This window comes from Streptomyces sp. TRM68416 (assembly GCF_014596915.1).
Lineage (GTDB): Bacteria > Actinomycetota > Actinomycetes > Streptomycetales > Streptomycetaceae > Streptomyces.
This window is the reverse complement of the sequence record NZ_JACVWU010000005.1, coordinates 97,553-113,585: the sequence shown is the minus strand read 5'-3', so window position 1 is coordinate 113,585 and position 16,033 is coordinate 97,553. Positions and strand designations below refer to the sequence as shown.

10 protein-coding genes are annotated in these 16,033 nt (G+C 67.2%); 1 reads left to right on the top strand and 9 read right to left on the bottom strand.

The features are described from left to right. Nucleotides 1–53 precede the first annotated feature (53 nt). The 5 genes from tuf to ICC28_RS10260 all read right to left on the bottom strand — a co-directional run bounded on the left by tuf (nucleotide 54) and on the right by ICC28_RS10260 (nucleotide 5,385). Nucleotides 54–1,247: an elongation factor Tu gene (tuf, locus tag ICC28_RS10280; protein WP_188288168.1), complete on the bottom strand. Its 1,194-nt coding sequence runs from the start codon at nucleotides 1,245–1,247 to the stop codon at nucleotides 54–56. Nucleotides 1,248–1,402: 155 nt separating this feature from the next. Further along, the gene (gene fusA / locus ICC28_RS10275) at nucleotides 1,403–3,529 is read right to left on the bottom strand and encodes an elongation factor G (protein WP_188288167.1); all 2,127 of its coding nucleotides are present in this window, start codon (nucleotides 3,527–3,529) and stop codon (nucleotides 1,403–1,405) included. A gap of 39 nt (nucleotides 3,530–3,568) precedes the next feature. Continuing rightward, nucleotides 3,569–4,039 carry a 30S ribosomal protein S7 gene (rpsG, locus tag ICC28_RS10270; RefSeq protein ID WP_003998848.1) on the bottom strand — a complete coding sequence of 157 codons (471 nt, stop codon included), beginning with the start codon at nucleotides 4,037–4,039 and terminating at the stop codon, nucleotides 3,569–3,571. A 2-nt stretch (nucleotides 4,040–4,041) separates the two neighbouring features. After that, nucleotides 4,042–4,413, bottom strand: coding sequence for a 30S ribosomal protein S12 (gene rpsL, locus ICC28_RS10265; RefSeq protein ID WP_003948652.1), 372 nt, complete (start codon nucleotides 4,411–4,413; stop codon nucleotides 4,042–4,044). A 351-nt stretch (nucleotides 4,414–4,764) separates the two neighbouring features. After that, the gene (locus ICC28_RS10260) at nucleotides 4,765–5,385 is read right to left on the bottom strand and encodes a DUF1707 and DUF4190 domain-containing protein (protein ID WP_188288166.1); all 621 of its coding nucleotides are present in this window, start codon (nucleotides 5,383–5,385) and stop codon (nucleotides 4,765–4,767) included. A 262-nt stretch (nucleotides 5,386–5,647) separates the two neighbouring features. Here ICC28_RS10260 and ICC28_RS10255 point away from each other — a divergent pair, with 262 nt between their 5' ends. Then, the gene (locus ICC28_RS10255; protein WP_188288165.1) at nucleotides 5,648–6,685 is read left to right on the top strand and encodes a hypothetical protein; all 1,038 of its coding nucleotides are present in this window, start codon (nucleotides 5,648–5,650) and stop codon (nucleotides 6,683–6,685) included. An 82-nt stretch (nucleotides 6,686–6,767) separates the two neighbouring features. Here ICC28_RS10255 and ICC28_RS10250 read toward each other — a convergent pair whose 3' ends face one another. The 4 genes from ICC28_RS10250 to rplJ form a co-directional block, all read right to left on the bottom strand. Continuing rightward, nucleotides 6,768–10,667, bottom strand: coding sequence for a DNA-directed RNA polymerase subunit beta' (locus tag ICC28_RS10250; RefSeq protein WP_188288164.1), 3,900 nt, complete (start codon nucleotides 10,665–10,667; stop codon nucleotides 6,768–6,770). Nucleotides 10,668–10,761: 94 nt separating this feature from the next. Then, nucleotides 10,762–14,247, bottom strand: a complete 3,486-nt coding sequence (gene rpoB / locus ICC28_RS10245) for a DNA-directed RNA polymerase subunit beta (RefSeq protein ID WP_188288163.1) — start codon at nucleotides 14,245–14,247, stop codon at nucleotides 10,762–10,764. A gap of 550 nt (nucleotides 14,248–14,797) precedes the next feature. Beyond that, nucleotides 14,798–15,187 (bottom strand): 50S ribosomal protein L7/L12, encoded by a 390-nt coding sequence (rplL, locus tag ICC28_RS10240; protein WP_093720402.1) that lies wholly within the window; start codon nucleotides 15,185–15,187, stop codon nucleotides 14,798–14,800. 116 nt (nucleotides 15,188–15,303) lie between these two features. Next, nucleotides 15,304–15,834 (bottom strand): 50S ribosomal protein L10, encoded by a 531-nt coding sequence (rplJ, locus tag ICC28_RS10235; protein ID WP_188288162.1) that lies wholly within the window; start codon nucleotides 15,832–15,834, stop codon nucleotides 15,304–15,306. Between the last annotated feature and the right edge of the window lie 199 nt (nucleotides 15,835–16,033).

Genomic DNA, 16,033 nt, shown 5'->3' with positions numbered 1-16,033 from the left:
ACGGGCCCCTTCATGGAGCTCTGCGAGCTACCAGGCGGTCAAGCCAACAAGACTTACTTGTTGATCTTGGTGACCTGGCCGGCGCCCACGGTCCGGCCACCCTCACGGATGGCGAACTTCAGGCCCTCTTCCATGGCGACGGGCTGGATGAGCTCCACCTTCATCTCGGTGTTGTCACCCGGCATGACCATCTCGGTGCCCTCGGGGAGGGTCACCACGCCGGTCACGTCCGTCGTACGGAAGTAGAACTGCGGACGGTAGTTGTTGAAGAACGGCGTGTGGCGGCCACCCTCGTCCTTGGACAGGATGTAGGCCTGCGCCTCGAACTCGGTGTGCGGGGTGACCGAGCCCGGCTTGATGATGACCTGGCCGCGCTCGACGTCCTCGCGCTTGATGCCGCGGAGCAGCAGACCGACGTTCTCACCGGCCTGGCCCTCGTCGAGCAGCTTGCGGAACATCTCGATACCGGTGACCGTGGTGGTGGTCTTCTCGGTCTTGATGCCGATGATGTCGACGGTCTCGTTGACCTTCAGGACACCACGCTCGATACGGCCGGTGACGACCGTACCGCGACCGGTGATCGTGAAGACGTCCTCGATCGGCATGAGGAACGGCTTGTCGACGTCGCGCTCCGGCTCCGGGATCGCGGTGTCGACGGCGGCCATCAGGTCCAGGACCGACTGGCCCCACTCCTTGTCGCCCTCGAGCGCCTTGAGCGCCGAGACCTTGACGACCGGGACGTCGTCGCCCGGGAACTCGTACTCGGAGAGGAGCTCACGGACCTCGAGCTCGACGAGCTCCAGGATCTCCTCGTCGTCCACCATGTCGGCCTTGTTCAGGGCGACGACGATGTACGGAACGCCGACCTGGCGGGCCAGGAGCACGTGCTCCTTGGTCTGCGGCATCGGGCCGTCGGTGGCGGCGACCACGAGGATGGCGCCGTCCATCTGCGCCGCACCCGTGATCATGTTCTTGATGTAGTCCGCGTGACCGGGGCAGTCGACGTGGGCGTAGTGACGCGTCTCGGTCTGGTACTCGACGTGCGCGATGGAGATGGTGATACCGCGCTGGCGCTCCTCGGGAGCCTTGTCGATCTGGTCGAACGCCGAGGCCTCGTTCAGGTCCGGGTACGCGTCGTGCAGCACCTTGGTAATGGCGGCCGTGAGGGTCGTCTTACCGTGGTCGATGTGACCGATGGTGCCGATGTTGACGTGCGGCTTAGTCCGCTCGAACTTCGCCTTCGCCACTGGGGTCCTCCTGTGGAGTGGTTCTGAACGCCTTGCTTCATCGGCGCCAGGTGATCTTTGCTGGAAAGCCCGGGCCCAGGGGCATCCCGCCACGATTGTGTCGGAATGCCCCGTGAGGCTCCGGAGTCAAGCCTAAAGCGTGTGGACGCGGAGCGTTACTCGCCCTTGGCCTTCGCGATGATCTCCTCGGCGACGTTCCGCGGAACCTCGGCGTAGGAGTCGAACTGCATCGAGTAGCTTGCGCGACCCGACGTCTTGCTGCGGAGGTCTCCGACGTAGCCGAACATCTCCGAGAGGGGCACGAGGCCCTTCACGACGCGGGCACCGGCCCGCTCCTCCATGGCCTGGATCTGACCACGGCGGGAGTTGATGTCGCCGATGACCTCACCCATGTAGTCCTCGGGCGTGGTGACCTCGACGGCCATCATCGGCTCGAGGAGCACGGGGGACGCCTTGCGCGCGGCCTCCTTGAAGGCCTGCGAACCGGCGATCTTGAAGGCGAGCTCGGAGGAGTCGACCTCGTGGTAGGCACCGTCGAGAAGCGTGACGCGGACGCCCGTCATCTCGTACCCGGCGAGGATGCCGAACTGCATGGCCTCCTGCGCACCGGCGTCGACCGAAGGGATGTACTCCTTCGGGATGCGACCACCGGTCACCTTGTTCACGAACTCGTACGACGCGTCGCCGCCCTCGATGGGCTCGATCGCGATCTGCACCTTGGCGAACTGACCGGTACCACCGGTCTGCTTCTTGTGGGTGTAGTCCACGCGCTCGACGGCCTTGCGGATCGTCTCACGGTACGCGACCTGCGGCTTGCCGACGTTGGCCTCGACCTTGAACTCACGGCGCATACGGTCGACCAGCACCTCGAGGTGCAGCTCGCCCATACCACCGATGATGGTCTGGCCCGTCTCCTCGTCCGAGTGGACCTGGAACGACGGGTCCTCCTCGGCCAGGCGCTGGATCGCGACGCCCAGCTTCTCCTGGTCGCCCTTCGACTTGGGCTCGATGGCGACCTGGATGACCGGCGCCGGGAAGTCCATGGACTCCAGGATCACCGGGGCCTTGTCGTCGCACAGCGTCTCACCGGTCGTGGTCTGCTTCAGACCCATGACGGCGATGATGTCGCCGGCGCCCACCGACTCGATCTCCTCACGCTTGTTCGCGTGCATGCGGTAGATCTTGCCGATGCGCTCCTTCTTGCCCTTGACGGAGTTCAGCACGGCGGTGCCGGACTCCAGGCGGCCCGAGTAGACCCGGACGAAGGTGAGCTTGCCGAGGTGCGGGTCGCTCATGATCTTGAACGCCAGCGCCGACAGCGGCTCGTCGTCGGACGGCTTGCGCTTGACGACGACCTCGGGGTCCTTGACGTCGTGGCCCTCGATGGCCTCCACGTCGAGCGGGGTCGGCAGGTAGCGCACGACCGCGTCGAGCAGGGGCTGGACGCCCTTGTTCTTGAACGCGGTACCGCAGAACACCGGGGTGACCGTGGTGTCGCTGGACTTGCCGGACGCGATGGTGATGCGACGGATCGCGGCGTACAGCTGCTCCTCGGTGGGCTCCTGGCCCTCCAGGTACAGCTCCATGATCTCTTCGTCGTTCTCGGCGACGCCCTCGATCAGCTTGCCGCGGTACTCCTCGGCAGCCTCGGTGTGCGTGGCCGGGATGTCGACGACGTCGTACATCTCGCCCTTGGCGGCCTCGGCGGACCACACGAGCGCCTTCATGCGGACCAGGTCCACAACGCCCTTGAAGTCGGCCTCGGCACCGATCGGAAGCTGCATGACCAGCGGCTGCGCACCGAGGCGGTCCGAGATCATGTCGACGCAGCGGTGGAACTCCGCGCCGGTCCGGTCGAGCTTGTTGACGAAGCAGATACGCGGCACGCCGTAGCGGTCCGCCTGACGCCACACGGTCTCGGACTGCGGCTCAACGCCGGCGACACCGTCGAACACCGTGACAGCACCGTCGAGGACGCGCAGCGAGCGCTCCACCTCGACCGTGAAGTCGACGTGCCCGGGGGTGTCGATGATGTTGATCGTGTAGTCGTTGTCCTCAAGCGGCCAGTGACAGGTGGTGGCAGCAGAGGTGATCGTGATGCCACGCTCCTGCTCCTGCTCCATCCAGTCCATGGTGGCAGCGCCGTCGTGGACCTCACCGATCTTGTAGCTGACGCCGGTGTAGAAGAGGATCCGCTCGGTGGTGGTCGTCTTGCCCGCGTCGATGTGGGCCATGATCCCGATGTTGCGGACCTTGGCCAGGTCAAGTGAAGTGGTAGCCATAAGGCTTCAGTCTTCTCTCGGTCTCGATGGGGTCTGCGACTACCAGCGGTAGTGCGCGAAGGCCTTGTTGGACTCGGCCATCTTGTGGGTGTCCTCGCGCTTCTTCACAGCGGCACCGAGGCCGTTGGAGGCGTCGAGGAGCTCGTTGAGCAGACGCTCGGTCATGGTCTTCTCGCGACGGGCGCGGGAGTAACCGACCAGCCAGCGCAGCGCCAGGGTGTTGGCGCGGCCGGGCTTGACCTCGACCGGCACCTGGTAGGTGGCGCCACCGACACGGCGGGACTTGACCTCGAGGGTCGGCTTGATGTTCTCAAGAGCGCGCTTCAGCGTGATGACCGGGTCGTTGCCGGTCTTCTCGCGCAGGCCCTCCATGGCGCCGTAGACGATGCGCTCGGCGGTGGAGCGCTTGCCGTTCAGCAGCACCTTGTTGATGAGGGAGGTCACCAGAGGAGAACCGTAGACCGGGTCGATGATGACCGGGCGCTTCGGGGCGGGGCCCTTACGAGGCATTCTTACTTCTCCTTCTTGGCGCCGTAGCGGCTGCGGGCCTGCTTGCGGTTCTTGACACCCTGGGTGTCGAGCGAACCGCGGATGATCTTGTAGCGAACACCAGGCAGGTCCTTCACACGGCCACCACGCACGAGCACGATGGAGTGCTCCTGCAGGTTGTGTCCCTCACCCGGAATGTAAGCGGTGACCTCGATCCCGCTGGTCAGACGCACACGCGCGACCTTACGCAGGGCCGAGTTCGGCTTCTTCGGGGTGGTCGTGAACACACGCGTGCACACGCCACGACGCTGGGGCGAACCCTCAAGCGCGGGCGTCTTGTTCTTCTCGACCTTGTCCTGCCGGCCCTTGCGGACCAGCTGCTGGATCGTAGGCACTACTTCTCCGGTTTCTGTGTGCCGATAGGTACAGCTAACCTGGAACGTCGCCGACCCACGCGGTCGGGTGTGTCGAATCCGGCGGACTCCCGCCGCGAGGCGAAAAGAGCACAGATTACGGTGGCCGCTCACGGCTCACTATGCGGTTGAAGGCACGCACGGGAGCCAGGGCACACCCCAGGCACAAGGTCTGAGCGTACCTACCTCATAGGCTGCGGTCAAAACAAATGAGCCCCGCCCGCACCGCGGCCCGGAGCATGTCAAGCCCCTGCGCGGTGGATGATCTTCGATTTCCCGTTCCGCCCACGCCGACTTCCCGTTCCGCGCACGCCGCCGCGGCACCCCTCCCGCTCATCCGGACGCCGCGCCCGCCACGACCGCCAGCGTCAGCAGGACCGCCCAGCCCGCGACGGACAGCCAGCCGAGAACGAGTCCGAGCAGCGCGAACCCGTCTCCGCCCTCCCCGGTCCGGGCCATCTCGGAGCGGGCCGCGTGCCCCAGCACCACGGCCGGTATCGCGGTGAACCCGAAGGAGACCAGGCACAGCACACCGCACACCGCGGAACCGACCGCCTTGCCGTTGGTCCGCGGCCGCGGCACGGGCAGAAACGTCTGCGGTACGAGGGTGACGGGCGCGGCGTGCGGAACGGGGCCCTGGGGCAGGTCGGCGACCAGCAGCGCCAGCTCGCCCACCGTACGCGCCGCGTAGGCCCGTGAGACCCGCTTCTCGAACTCCGGCTGCTCCAGGCGCCCCTCCCCGTACCCCGCCCTGAGCACGTCCACGGCACGCTCCCGGTCGGCGTGCGAGGCGAGCATCGACGGACCGCCCTGACCGGCCCAGCCCTGCGGCGCGGGCCCGCCCTGCCACGGCTGCGGGACGCCGTTCTTCTGCCACCCGGTGGGCGCGCCGCTCCCCTGCGACGACTGCGGCACACCGTCCCCCTGCCACGGCTGCCACGACGGGTGCGTCATGGGGCACCTCCCCCGTCTCGGTCGGAGTCCCTCCATCATGCGCCGAACCGGCCCTTTCCGGCACCGTTCCGCCACCCGGAAAGAACCCCGAGGGAACCCGGAGAGAAGCTGAGGGGCGCGCCGGGGCCCGGCTCGGCCCCGGCGGCCCCTTGCCATCCCCCGGCAATGTCACCCCGCCCAAAACAGCCGACCCCGCCCCCTGCCCGCCCGCCCCGCCGTCCCGCACCCTCGAACCACCACACGGCCGAACGGGGGTGGCTCCATGAACCGCAGCACCGCACACACCGACGTCCCGCCCGTACGCCGCTGGCCGAAGGCCCTCCTGCACGGCTGGGTCGGCGGCTCCCTCGGGCTCCTGCTGATGATGGTCGTCATCGGCGGCCTCCGGCTCAGCGGCGGCGGCGCCATGTTCCTGGTGCTCTACTGCGCGGCGATCCTCCCGCCGGCCCTCGTCTCGTACCGCCTCCAGCCACGCCCCGCCCGAGCCGCCCCCACGGCCCTGCCGCCCGAGGACACCGAGCGGGCCATCACCGAGTACGGCGAACTGCTGCACGCCCACCCCTACTCCCCCGGCCACACGGCCGACACGCGGGAGCTGGCCGACTACGACACCGCCCTCGACGCCTACGAGCAGGCCAAGCGGTCCGCCCCCGCCCAGGTCCCGGCGATCCTGGCACGCGGCCGGGAGGCCCTGAACCGGCTGGGCGCCACCGGCCCGGACTCTCTGGACCACCGGCTGGGCACCACCGCCCCCGACACCACCGGCGTCACCTGGAGCCAGGGCCGCGGCACGATGAAGCTGCGGCTGCCCTGGCCCACCCCGGGCGCCCCCGCGCTGCTGGTGGTGGAGACGGACGTAGAGCGGCACCTGACCGTGCACAGCCGCTCGGGACGCGGCAGCCGCCGCCAGCCGCTCCTCGACGGGCTCCTGGGACCGCACGGCGCCCAGGTCGGCGTACCGGCTCAGGACGGCGACTCGCTGTACGTGGAGGTCGGGGCCGACGGGCCCTGGCGGCTCGCGCTGCGCCCGCTCGGCGCGGTCCGGAAGCTGGCCGACGGCGGGGTGCTGCACGGCCGGGGTACGGAGACCGTGCTCCGGCGGGGTACGGCCGGTGCGGTGGAGTTCGAGCACAGCGGCGACACGGAGTTCGTCGTCCGCCGGCTCACGGGGACGTTCCGGCCCACCCGGCTGCTCGCCCAGGGGCGCGGCAAAGCCCGGCTGACCGTCCCCGCCCAGCGGTGCTGCGTCCTGCACGTCGAGACCACCGGAAGCTGGAAACTGCGCACCCCCACCGCCTGACGCGCGGAGAGGCCGAGGCCCGCGGATACGCCGACGGGCGGCCACCCCGAGGGGTGACCGCCCGTCGACTCAAGCGACTCGCTTACTGGTTGTACGGACCGTAGTCGTAGTCCTCCAGCGGAACGGCCTGGCCGGAGCCGGTGCCGAACGGCGAGTAGTCGATGTCGTCGTAGCCGACGGCCGAGTACATCGCGGCCTTGGCCTCCTCGGTCGGCTCGACCCGGATGTTGCGGTAGCGGGACAGACCCGTACCGGCCGGGATGAGCTTACCGATGATGACGTTCTCCTTGAGGCCGATGAGGCTGTCGGACTTGGCGTTGATCGCCGCGTCCGTCAGGACTCGGGTCGTCTCCTGGAAGGAGGCGGCCGACAGCCAGGACTCCGTGGCCAGCGAGGCCTTGGTGATACCCATCAGCTGCGGACGACCGGAGGCCGGGTGACCGCCCTCCTGGACCACACGACGGTTCTCGGTCTCGAACTTCGAGCGCTCGACCAGCTCGCCGGGCAGCAGCTCGGCGTCGCCCGACTCGATGATCGTCACGCGGCGGAGCATCTGCCGGATGATGATCTCGATGTGCTTGTCGTGGATCGACACACCCTGCGAGTTGTAGACCTTCTGGACCTCGCCGACCAGGTGGACCTGGACGGCACGCTGACCCAGGATGCGCAGCACGTCGTGCGGGTTGGTGGCACCCACGGTGAGCTGCTGGCCCACCTCGACGTGGTCGCCCTCGCGGACCAGGACCTTGGCACGCTTGGAGATCGGGAACGCCGTCTCGTCGCTGCCGTCGTCCGGGGTGACGACGATCTTCTTGGTCTTCTCGGTCTCCTCGATCCGCACGCGGCCGGAGGCCTCGGAGATCGGGGCGACACCCTTCGGGGTACGGGCCTCGAAGAGCTCAACGACACGGGGCAGACCCTGGGTGATGTCGTCACCGGCCACACCACCGGTGTGGAAGGTACGCATCGTCAGCTGGGTGCCCGGCTCACCGATGGACTGGGCGGCGATGATGCCGACCGCCTCACCGATGTCGACCAGCTTGCCGGTGGCCAGCGAACGGCCGTAGCACATGGCGCAGGTGCCGACGGCGGACTCGCAGGTCAGGACCGAGCGGGTCTTGACCGTCTCGATGCCGGCCGCGACCAGCTGGTCGATCAGGACGTCACCGAGGTCGACGCCCGCCGGGGCGAGCACCTTGCCGTCCACGACGATGTCCTCGGCGAGGCAGCGCGCGTACACGGACGTCTCGGCGTTGTCCGCCTTGCGCAGGACGCCGTCGGCGCCGCGCTCGGCGATGGCCAGCTTGAGGCCGCGCTCGGTGCCGCAGTCCTCCTCGCGGATGATGACGTCCTGCGAGACGTCCACCAGACGACGGGTCAGGTAACCCGAGTCGGCGGTACGCAGGGCGGTGTCCGCCAGACCCTTACGGGCACCGTGCGTGGAGATGAAGTACTCCAGCACGGAGAGGCCCTCACGGAACGAGGCCTTGATGGGACGCGGGATGGTCTCGTTCTTCGCGTTCGACACCAGACCACGCATACCGGCGATCTGCCGCATCTGCATCATGTTTCCTCGGGCACCCGAGTCAACCATCATGAAGATGGGGTTGGTCTTGGGGAAGTTCGCGTTCATCGCCTCGGCGACCTCGTTGGTCGCCTTGGTCCAGATCGCGATGAGCTCCTGCGTGCGCTCTTCCTTGGTGATCAGACCGCGCTCGTACTGCTTCTGGACCTTCTCGTCCTGCTCCTCGTAGCCCTTGACGATGGCCTTCTTGGCCTCGGGCACGACGACGTCGGAGATGGCCACGGTGACACCGGAACGGGTCGCCCAGTAGAAGCCGGCCGCCTTCAGGTTGTCGAGCGTCGCCGCCACGATGACCTTGGGGTAGCGCTCGGCCAGGTCGTTGACGATCTCGGAGAGCTGCTTCTTGCCCACCGAGTAGTCGACGAACGGGTAGTCCTCGGGCAGCAGCTCGTTGAAGAGCGCGCGGCCCAGGGTCGTACGCAGCCGGAAGGTGTCACCCTGCTGCCACTCGGGCTCGCCCTCCTCCTGCGCCGGCGGCGTCCAGCCACGCGGCGGGATGGTGCCCACCGGGAAGCGGATGTCGATCGGCGACTGCAGCGCGAGCTCGCCCGCGTCGAACGCCATGATCGCCTCGGCCGTGGAGCCGAAGGACCGGCCCTCGCCCTTGGTGTCCCGCAGCTCGCCGTCGGTGGTGAGGAAGAACAGACCGAGGACCATGTCCTGGGTCGGCATCGTCACCGGACGGCCGTCGGCGGGCTTGAGGATGTTGTTCGAGGACAGCATCAGGATGCGGGCCTCGGCCTGCGCCTCCGCGGACAGCGGCAGGTGCACGGCCATCTGGTCACCGTCGAAGTCCGCGTTGAACGCGGTGCAGACGAGCGGGTGGATCTGGATGGCCTTGCCCTCGACCAGCTGCGGCTCGAAGGCCTGGATGCCGAGGCGGTGCAGGGTGGGAGCACGGTTGAGCAGCACCGGGTGCTCGGCGATGACCTCTTCGAGGACGTCGTACACGACCGTGCGGCCGCGCTCCACCATGCGCTTGGCGCTCTTGATGTTCTGCGCGTGGTTCAGGTCGACCAGGCGCTTCATCACGAACGGCTTGAAGAGCTCCAGCGCCATCGCCTTGGGCAGGCCGCACTGGTGCAGCTTCAGCTGCGGGCCGACGACGATGACGGAACGCGCCGAGTAGTCGACTCGCTTACCGAGCAGGTTCTGACGGAAGCGGCCCTGCTTGCCCTTCAGCATGTCGCTGAGGGACTTCAGCGGGCGGTTGCCGGGACCGGTGACCGGGCGACCACGGCGGCCGTTGTCGAACAGCGCGTCGACGGCCTCCTGGAGCATGCGCTTCTCGTTGTTCACGATGATCTCGGGCGCACCGAGGTCGAGAAGGCGCTTCAGTCGGTTGTTCCGGTTGATCACACGGCGGTACAGGTCGTTCAGGTCGGAGGTCGCGAAGCGGCCACCGTCCAGCTGCACCATCGGGCGGAGGTCCGGCGGGATGACCGGGACGCAGTCGAGGACCATGCCCTTGGGGCTGTTGGAGGTCTGCAGGAAGGCAGACACGACCTTCAGCCGCTTCAGCGCACGGGTCTTCTTCTGGCCCTTGCCGGTCCGGATGATCTCGCGGAGCTTCTCGGCCTCCTCGTCGAGGTCGAAGGACTCCAGGCGCTTCTGCAGCGCCGCGGCGCCCATCGAGCCGTCGAAGTACGTGCCGAAGCGGTCACGCAGCTCGCGGTAGAGGAGTTCGTCGCCCTCCAGGTCCTGGACCTTGAGGTTCTTGAAGCGGGTCCACACCTCGTCGAGACGGTCGATCTCGCGCTGCGCACGGTCGCGCAGCTGCTTCATCTCACGCTCGGCACCCTCGCGCACCTTGCGGCGCACGTCGGCCTTGGCGCCCTCGGCCTCCAGCTCGGCCAGGTCGCTTTCCAGCTTCTTGGCGCGGGCCTCCAGGTCGGCGTCCCGGCGGTTCTCGATCTGCTGCCGCTCGACGGAGACGTGCGCCTCCAGGGAGGGCAGGTCGCGGGTACGGCGCTCCTCGTCGACGTACGTGATCATGTACGCCGCGAAGTAGATGACCTTCTCGAGGTCCTTGGGGGCGAGGTCGAGCAGGTAGCCCAGACGCGACGGGACGCCCTTGAAGTACCAGATGTGCGTGACGGGAGCGGCCAGCTCGATGTGGCCCATCCGCTCACGGCGCACCTTGGCGCGAGTGACCTCGACGCCGCAGCGCTCGCAGATGATGCCCTTGAAGCGGACGCGCTTGTACTTGCCGCAGTAGCACTCCCAGTCCCGGGTCGGACCGAAGATCTTCTCGCAGAAGAGTCCGTCCTTTTCGGGCTTGAGGGTGCGGTAGTTGATGGTCTCGGGCTTCTTGACCTCGCCGTGGCTCCACTGACGGATGTCGTCAGCGGTGGCCAGGCCGATCCGGAGCTCGTCGAAGAAGTTGACGTCGAGCACTATGCGTCAATCCCTCTCAGGGTCGTAAGTCTTTGGGTCTGATACGGGGGTCCAGGGGCCGGAGGCCTTCGCGGGGAAGGCCTCCGGACTCCCGTCAGACCTCTTCGACGCTGCTCGGCTCGCGCCGGGACAGGTCGATGCCGAGCTCCTCCGCAGCGCGGAAGACATCCTCGTCGGTGTCACGCATCTCGATGGACATACCGTCGCTGGACAGCACCTCCACGTTCAGGCACAGGGACTGCATCTCCTTGATGAGGACCTTGAAGGACTCGGGGATGCCGGGCTCGGGGATGTTCTCGCCCTTGACGATGGCCTCGTAGACCTTCACGCGGCCGGTGACGTCGTCGGACTTGATGGTCAGCAGCTCCTGGAGGGCGTACGCGGCGCCGTAGGCCTCGAGGGCCCACACCTCCATCTCGCCGAACCGCTGGCCACCGAACTGAGCCTTACCGCCCAGCGGCTGCTGGGTGATCATGGAGTACGGACCGGTCGAACGGGCGTGCAGCTTGTCGTCGACCAGGTGGTGCAGCTTCAGGATGTACATGTAGCCGACCGAGATCGGGTCCGGGAACGGCTCACCGCTGCGGCCGTCGAACAGCCGCGCCTTGCCGGACGGGAGCACCATGCGCTCGCCGTCGCGGTTGGGGATGGTGTGCTGCAGCAGACCCGCGAGCTCGTCCTCGCGCGCACCGTCGAAGACCGGGGTGGCGACGTTGGTGCCGGGCTGGACCGAGTCGGCGCCGATCGCCTGGAGGCGCTGCGCCCACTCGTCGGCGAGACCGGAGACGTCCCAGCCGCGGCTGGCGAGCCAGCCGAGGTGGATCTCCAGCACCTGTCCCGGGTTCATTCGGGACGGCACACCGAGCGGGTTGAGGATGATGTCGACCGGGGTGCCGTCCTCCAGGAACGGCATGTCCTCGATCGGCAGGATCTTGGAGATGACGCCCTTGTTGCCGTGCCGGCCGGCGAGCTTGTCACCGTCGGTGATCTTGCGCTTCTGTGCCACGTAGACGCGGACCAACTGGTTCACGCCCGGGGGCAGCTCGTCGCCCTCCTCGCGGTCGAAGACGCGGACGCCGATGACCTTGCCGGTCTCGCCGTGCGGCACCTTCAGCGAGGTGTCACGGACCTCACGGGCCTTCTCACCGAAGATCGCGCGCAGCAGGCGCTCCTCGGGCGTCAGCTCGGTCTCACCCTTCGGGGTGACCTTGCCGACGAGGATGTCCCCGGCGATGACCTCGGCACCGATCCGGATGATGCCGCGCTCGTCGAGGTCGGCGAGGACCTCCTCGGAGACGTTCGGGATGTCCCGGGTGATCTCCTCGGGGCCGAGCTTGGTGTCACGGGCGTCGACCTCGTGCTCCTCGATGTGGATCGAGGAGAGGACGTCGTCCTGCACGAGGCGCTGCGACAGGATGATCGCGTCCTCGTAGTTGTGACCCTCCCACGGCATGAACGCGACCAGCAGGTTCTTGCCGAGCGCCATCTCGCCGTTCTCGGTGGCGGGACCGTCGGCGAGGACCTGGCCCTCGATGATCCGGTCGCCCTCGGCGACGATGACCTTCTGGTTGACCGAGGTGCCCTGGTTGGAGCGGGCGAACTTGGCCAGGCGGTACGTGATGTACGTGCCGTCGTCGTTGGCGGTGGTGATGTAGTCCGCGGAGACCTCCTGGACCACACCGGCCTTCTCGGCCTTGACGACGTCGCCGGCGTCGACGGCGGAGCGGTACTCCATGCCGGTGCCGACGAGCGGGGCCTCCGCCTTGATGAGCGGAACGGCCTGGCGCATCATGTTCGCGCCCATGAGGGCACGGTTGGCGTCGTCGTGCTCGAGGAACGGGATCATGGCGGTCGCGACCGACACCATCTGGCGCGGCGAGACGTCCATGTAGTCCACGTCGCCACCGGCGACGTAGTCGACCTCGCCGCCACGGCGGCGGACCAGGACGCGGTTCTCGGCGAAGCGCAGGTCGTCCGTGAGCGTGGCGTTGGCCTGCGCGATGACGAACCGGTCCTCCTCGTCGGCGGTCAGGTAGTCGACCTCGTCGGTGACCTGGCCGTCGACGACCTTGCGGTACGGCGTCTCCACGAAGCCGAACGCGTTGACGCGGCCGTAGGAGGCGAGCGAGCCGATCAGACCGATGTTCGGGCCTTCGGGCGTCTCGATCGGGCACATGCGGCCGTAGTGGGACGGGTGCACGTCACGGACCTCGAAGCCGGCCCGCTCACGGGACAGACCACCGGGACCCAGCGCCGAGAGACGACGCTTGTGCGTCAGACCCGACAGCGGGTTGTTCTGGTCCATGAACTGCGACAGCTGGCTGGTGCCGAAGAACTCCTTGATGGAGGCGACGACCGGCCGGATGTTGATCAGGGTCTGCGGCGTGATCGCCTCGACGTCCTGGGTCGTCATCCGCTCGCGGACGACTCGCTCCATACGCGCCAGACCCGTACGGACCTGGTTCTGGATGAGCTCGCCGACGCTGCGCAGACGACGGTTGCCGAAGTGGTCGATGTCGTCGGTCTCGACGACGATCGACTGGCCGCTGTCGCCCACGGTCTCGATCTCGCCCGCGTGCAGCTTCACCAGGTACTTGATCGTCGAGATGATGTCCTCGACGGTCAGGATGCCCGCGTCCAGCGGAGCGTCCGCGCCCAGCTTCTTGTTGACCTTGTAGCGGCCGACCTTGGCGAGGTCGTAGCGCTTGGGGTTGAAGTACAGGTTCTCAAGGAGCGTCTGCGCGGCCTCACGCGTGGGGGGCTCGCCCGGACGCAGCTTGCGGTAGATGTCGAGCAGCGCGTCGTCCTGGCCCTGGGTGTGGTCCTTCTCCAGGGTGGCGCGCATGGACTCGTACTCGCCGAACTCCTCCAGGATCTGCTCGGTGGTCCAACCGAGCGCCTTGAGCAGGACGGTCACGGACTGCTTGCGCTTGCGGTCGATGCGCACACCGACCATGTCGCGCTTGTCGATCTCCATCTCCAGCCAGGCACCCCGGGACGGGATGATCTTGGCGGAGAAGATGTCCTTGTCGGACGTCTTGTCGATGGAGGAGTCGAAGTAGACGCCGGGCGAACGGACCAGCTGCGACACCACGACACGCTCGGTGCCGTTGATGACGAAGGTGCCCTTGTTCGTCATGAGCGGGAAGTCGCCCATGAAGACCGTCTGGGACTTGATCTCGCCGGTCTCGTTGTTGGTGAACTCAGCCGTGACGAAGAGCGGAGCGGCGTACGTGAAGTCGCGCTCCTTGCACTCGTCGATGCTGTTCTTCGGGGGCTCGAAACGGTGGTCGCGGAAGGTCAGCGACATCGACCCGGAGAAGTCCTCGATCGGGGAGATCTCCTCGAAGATCTCCTCCAGACCGGACTTGGTGGGGACGTCCTGACCGGACTCCAGAGCCGCCTCGACCCGATTCTGCCAAGCGATGTTGCCGAGCAGCCAGTCGAAGCTCTCGGTCTGCAGCGCGAGCAGGTTCGGAACCTCAAGGGGCTCCTTGATCTTTGCAAAGGAGATGCGCAGCGGGGCGGTGCTGGCGCCGTTGTTCGTATTCGCGGTCGAGGCATTGCGCGAGGCGGCCAAGAGGGGGTCCTTCCGAGGGCTCGGACTCACTACGCGCGTACCGGCCCCTCACCGTGCACGAAGACAGAGATCCCTGGTCAGGGATGTTCGGTCAGCAGTGCTCAAGCGAGGGCATGCCCCTGGTGACGGGCAGGGGACAGCTAACAGGCAGCGCAAAGGGTCAGTGTAGCCACTTGGCACACTGATGTCCAGCCCCGATTTTTTCTGTGACCCTCGTTGTCCTCAACGCCTTCGGCACGCCTGCCCTCAACGCACGTTGATACTGCCCTCTTCGTCGCCGATCCATGCCTCGGATACGGATCCTTGTGACGACGCGTCCTGAGAATTGCGCGCTGCGTGCGGTTCGTCAAGGCCCCCCTGCCCGAACCAGGGGCTTTCCGGGGACACGACGAAGATCACCATACCCCTCGCTGACGAGGCCGCAAGGCAACCGTGGCCACGCCCCCAGGAACGCCGAAGAGCGACCACCCGGATGGATGATCGCTCTTCAGCGCTTGAGCGTTACAGGTCCCGTGGACCTGTGGTGCGGACCCAGGGGGTCCGAGAGGTCTTACTTGACCTCGACGGACGCGCCGGCGCCCTTGAGGGCCTCGGCAGCCTTGTCGGCGGCCTCCTTGTTGACCTTCTCCAGGACCGGCTTCGGGGTGCCGTCGACCAGGTCCTTGGCCTCCTTCAGGCCGAGGGAGGTCAGCTCACGCACGACCTTGATGACCTGGATCTTCTTGTCGCCGGCGCCGGTGAGGATGACGTCGAACTCGTCCTTCTCCTCGGCGGCCTCGGCGGCGGCGCCACCAGCGGCACCACCGGCGACGACGACCGGCGCGGCAGCGGCGGCGGTGACGTCGAACTTCTCCTCGAAGGCCTTCACGAACTCGGAGAGCTCGATGAGGGTCATCTCCTCGAACTGCGCGAGCAGGTCTTCCTGGCTGAGCTTCGCCATGATGGCGGTCCTTCCACTAAATCGGCAGGTGCCGGATGTACTGGGTGAGGCGGGCGTACGTTCGGGCCCGCTGCGACCCGCGCCTACGACTGGCGCGGATCAGAAAGCGAGCCGAATTACTCGGCACCGCCCTGCTCGGCCTGCTTGGCGCGCAGCGCGTCCACGGTGCGGACGAGCTTCGACGGCAGCGCCTGGAAGACAGAGGCAGCCTGGGACTGCTTGCCCTTCAGCGCACCGGCCAGCTTGCTGAGCAGAACCTCGCGGGACTCGAGGTCCGCAAGCTTCTTGATCTCGTCGGCGGACAGCGCCTTGCCGTCAAGGACACCGCCCTTGATGACGAGATTCGGGTTGTCCTTGGCGAAGTCACGAAGACCCTTCGCCGACTCCACCGGGTCACCGGTGACGAAGGCGACGGCAGTCGGACCAGCGAAGAGCTGGTCGTCCAGCGTGATCCCGGCCTCGTTGGCCGCAATCTTGGTCAGCGTGTTCTTCACCACGGCGTACTGGGCGTTCTCACCGAGCGAACGACGCAGCGTCTTGAGCTGCGCCACGGTGAGACCGCGGTACTCGGTCAGCACGGCAGCGTTCGAGCTACGGAACTTGTCCGTCAGCTCGGCAACCGCGGCAGCCTTGTCGGGCCTCGCCATAGAGCCTCGGCCTCCTTCCGGGTGATTCGGACCGCGCGGACCCGAAGGAGGACTGGGGAAAACGAAACGCCCCGGCGCAGGCGCACGGGGCGTAGCTCGACCTTCATGGACGGAATCCATGTGGGAGCACTTCCACAGTCACCTGCGCGGGTCGTCCGCAGTTCAGCGGATCCTTCGGCCACCGCACCCTCGTGATGAG

What these genes read in the sequence shown, in the direction of transcription:
- fusA (WP_188288167.1), bottom strand. Translation starts at nt 3,529, where the DNA reads ATGGCTACCACTTCACTTGACCTGGCCAAGGTCCGCAACATCGGGATC.
- rpsG (WP_003998848.1), bottom strand. Translation starts at nt 4,039, where the DNA reads ATGCCTCGTAAGGGCCCCGCCCCGAAGCGCCCGGTCATCATCGACCCG.
- ICC28_RS10260 (WP_188288166.1), bottom strand. Translation starts at nt 5,385, where the DNA reads ATGACGCACCCGTCGTGGCAGCCGTGGCAGGGGGACGGTGTGCCGCAG.
- ICC28_RS10255 (WP_188288165.1), top strand. Translation starts at nt 5,648, where the DNA reads ATGAACCGCAGCACCGCACACACCGACGTCCCGCCCGTACGCCGCTGG.
- rplL (WP_093720402.1), bottom strand. Translation starts at nt 15,187, where the DNA reads ATGGCGAAGCTCAGCCAGGAAGACCTGCTCGCGCAGTTCGAGGAGATG.
- rplJ (WP_188288162.1), bottom strand. Translation starts at nt 15,834, where the DNA reads ATGGCGAGGCCCGACAAGGCTGCCGCGGTTGCCGAGCTGACGGACAAG.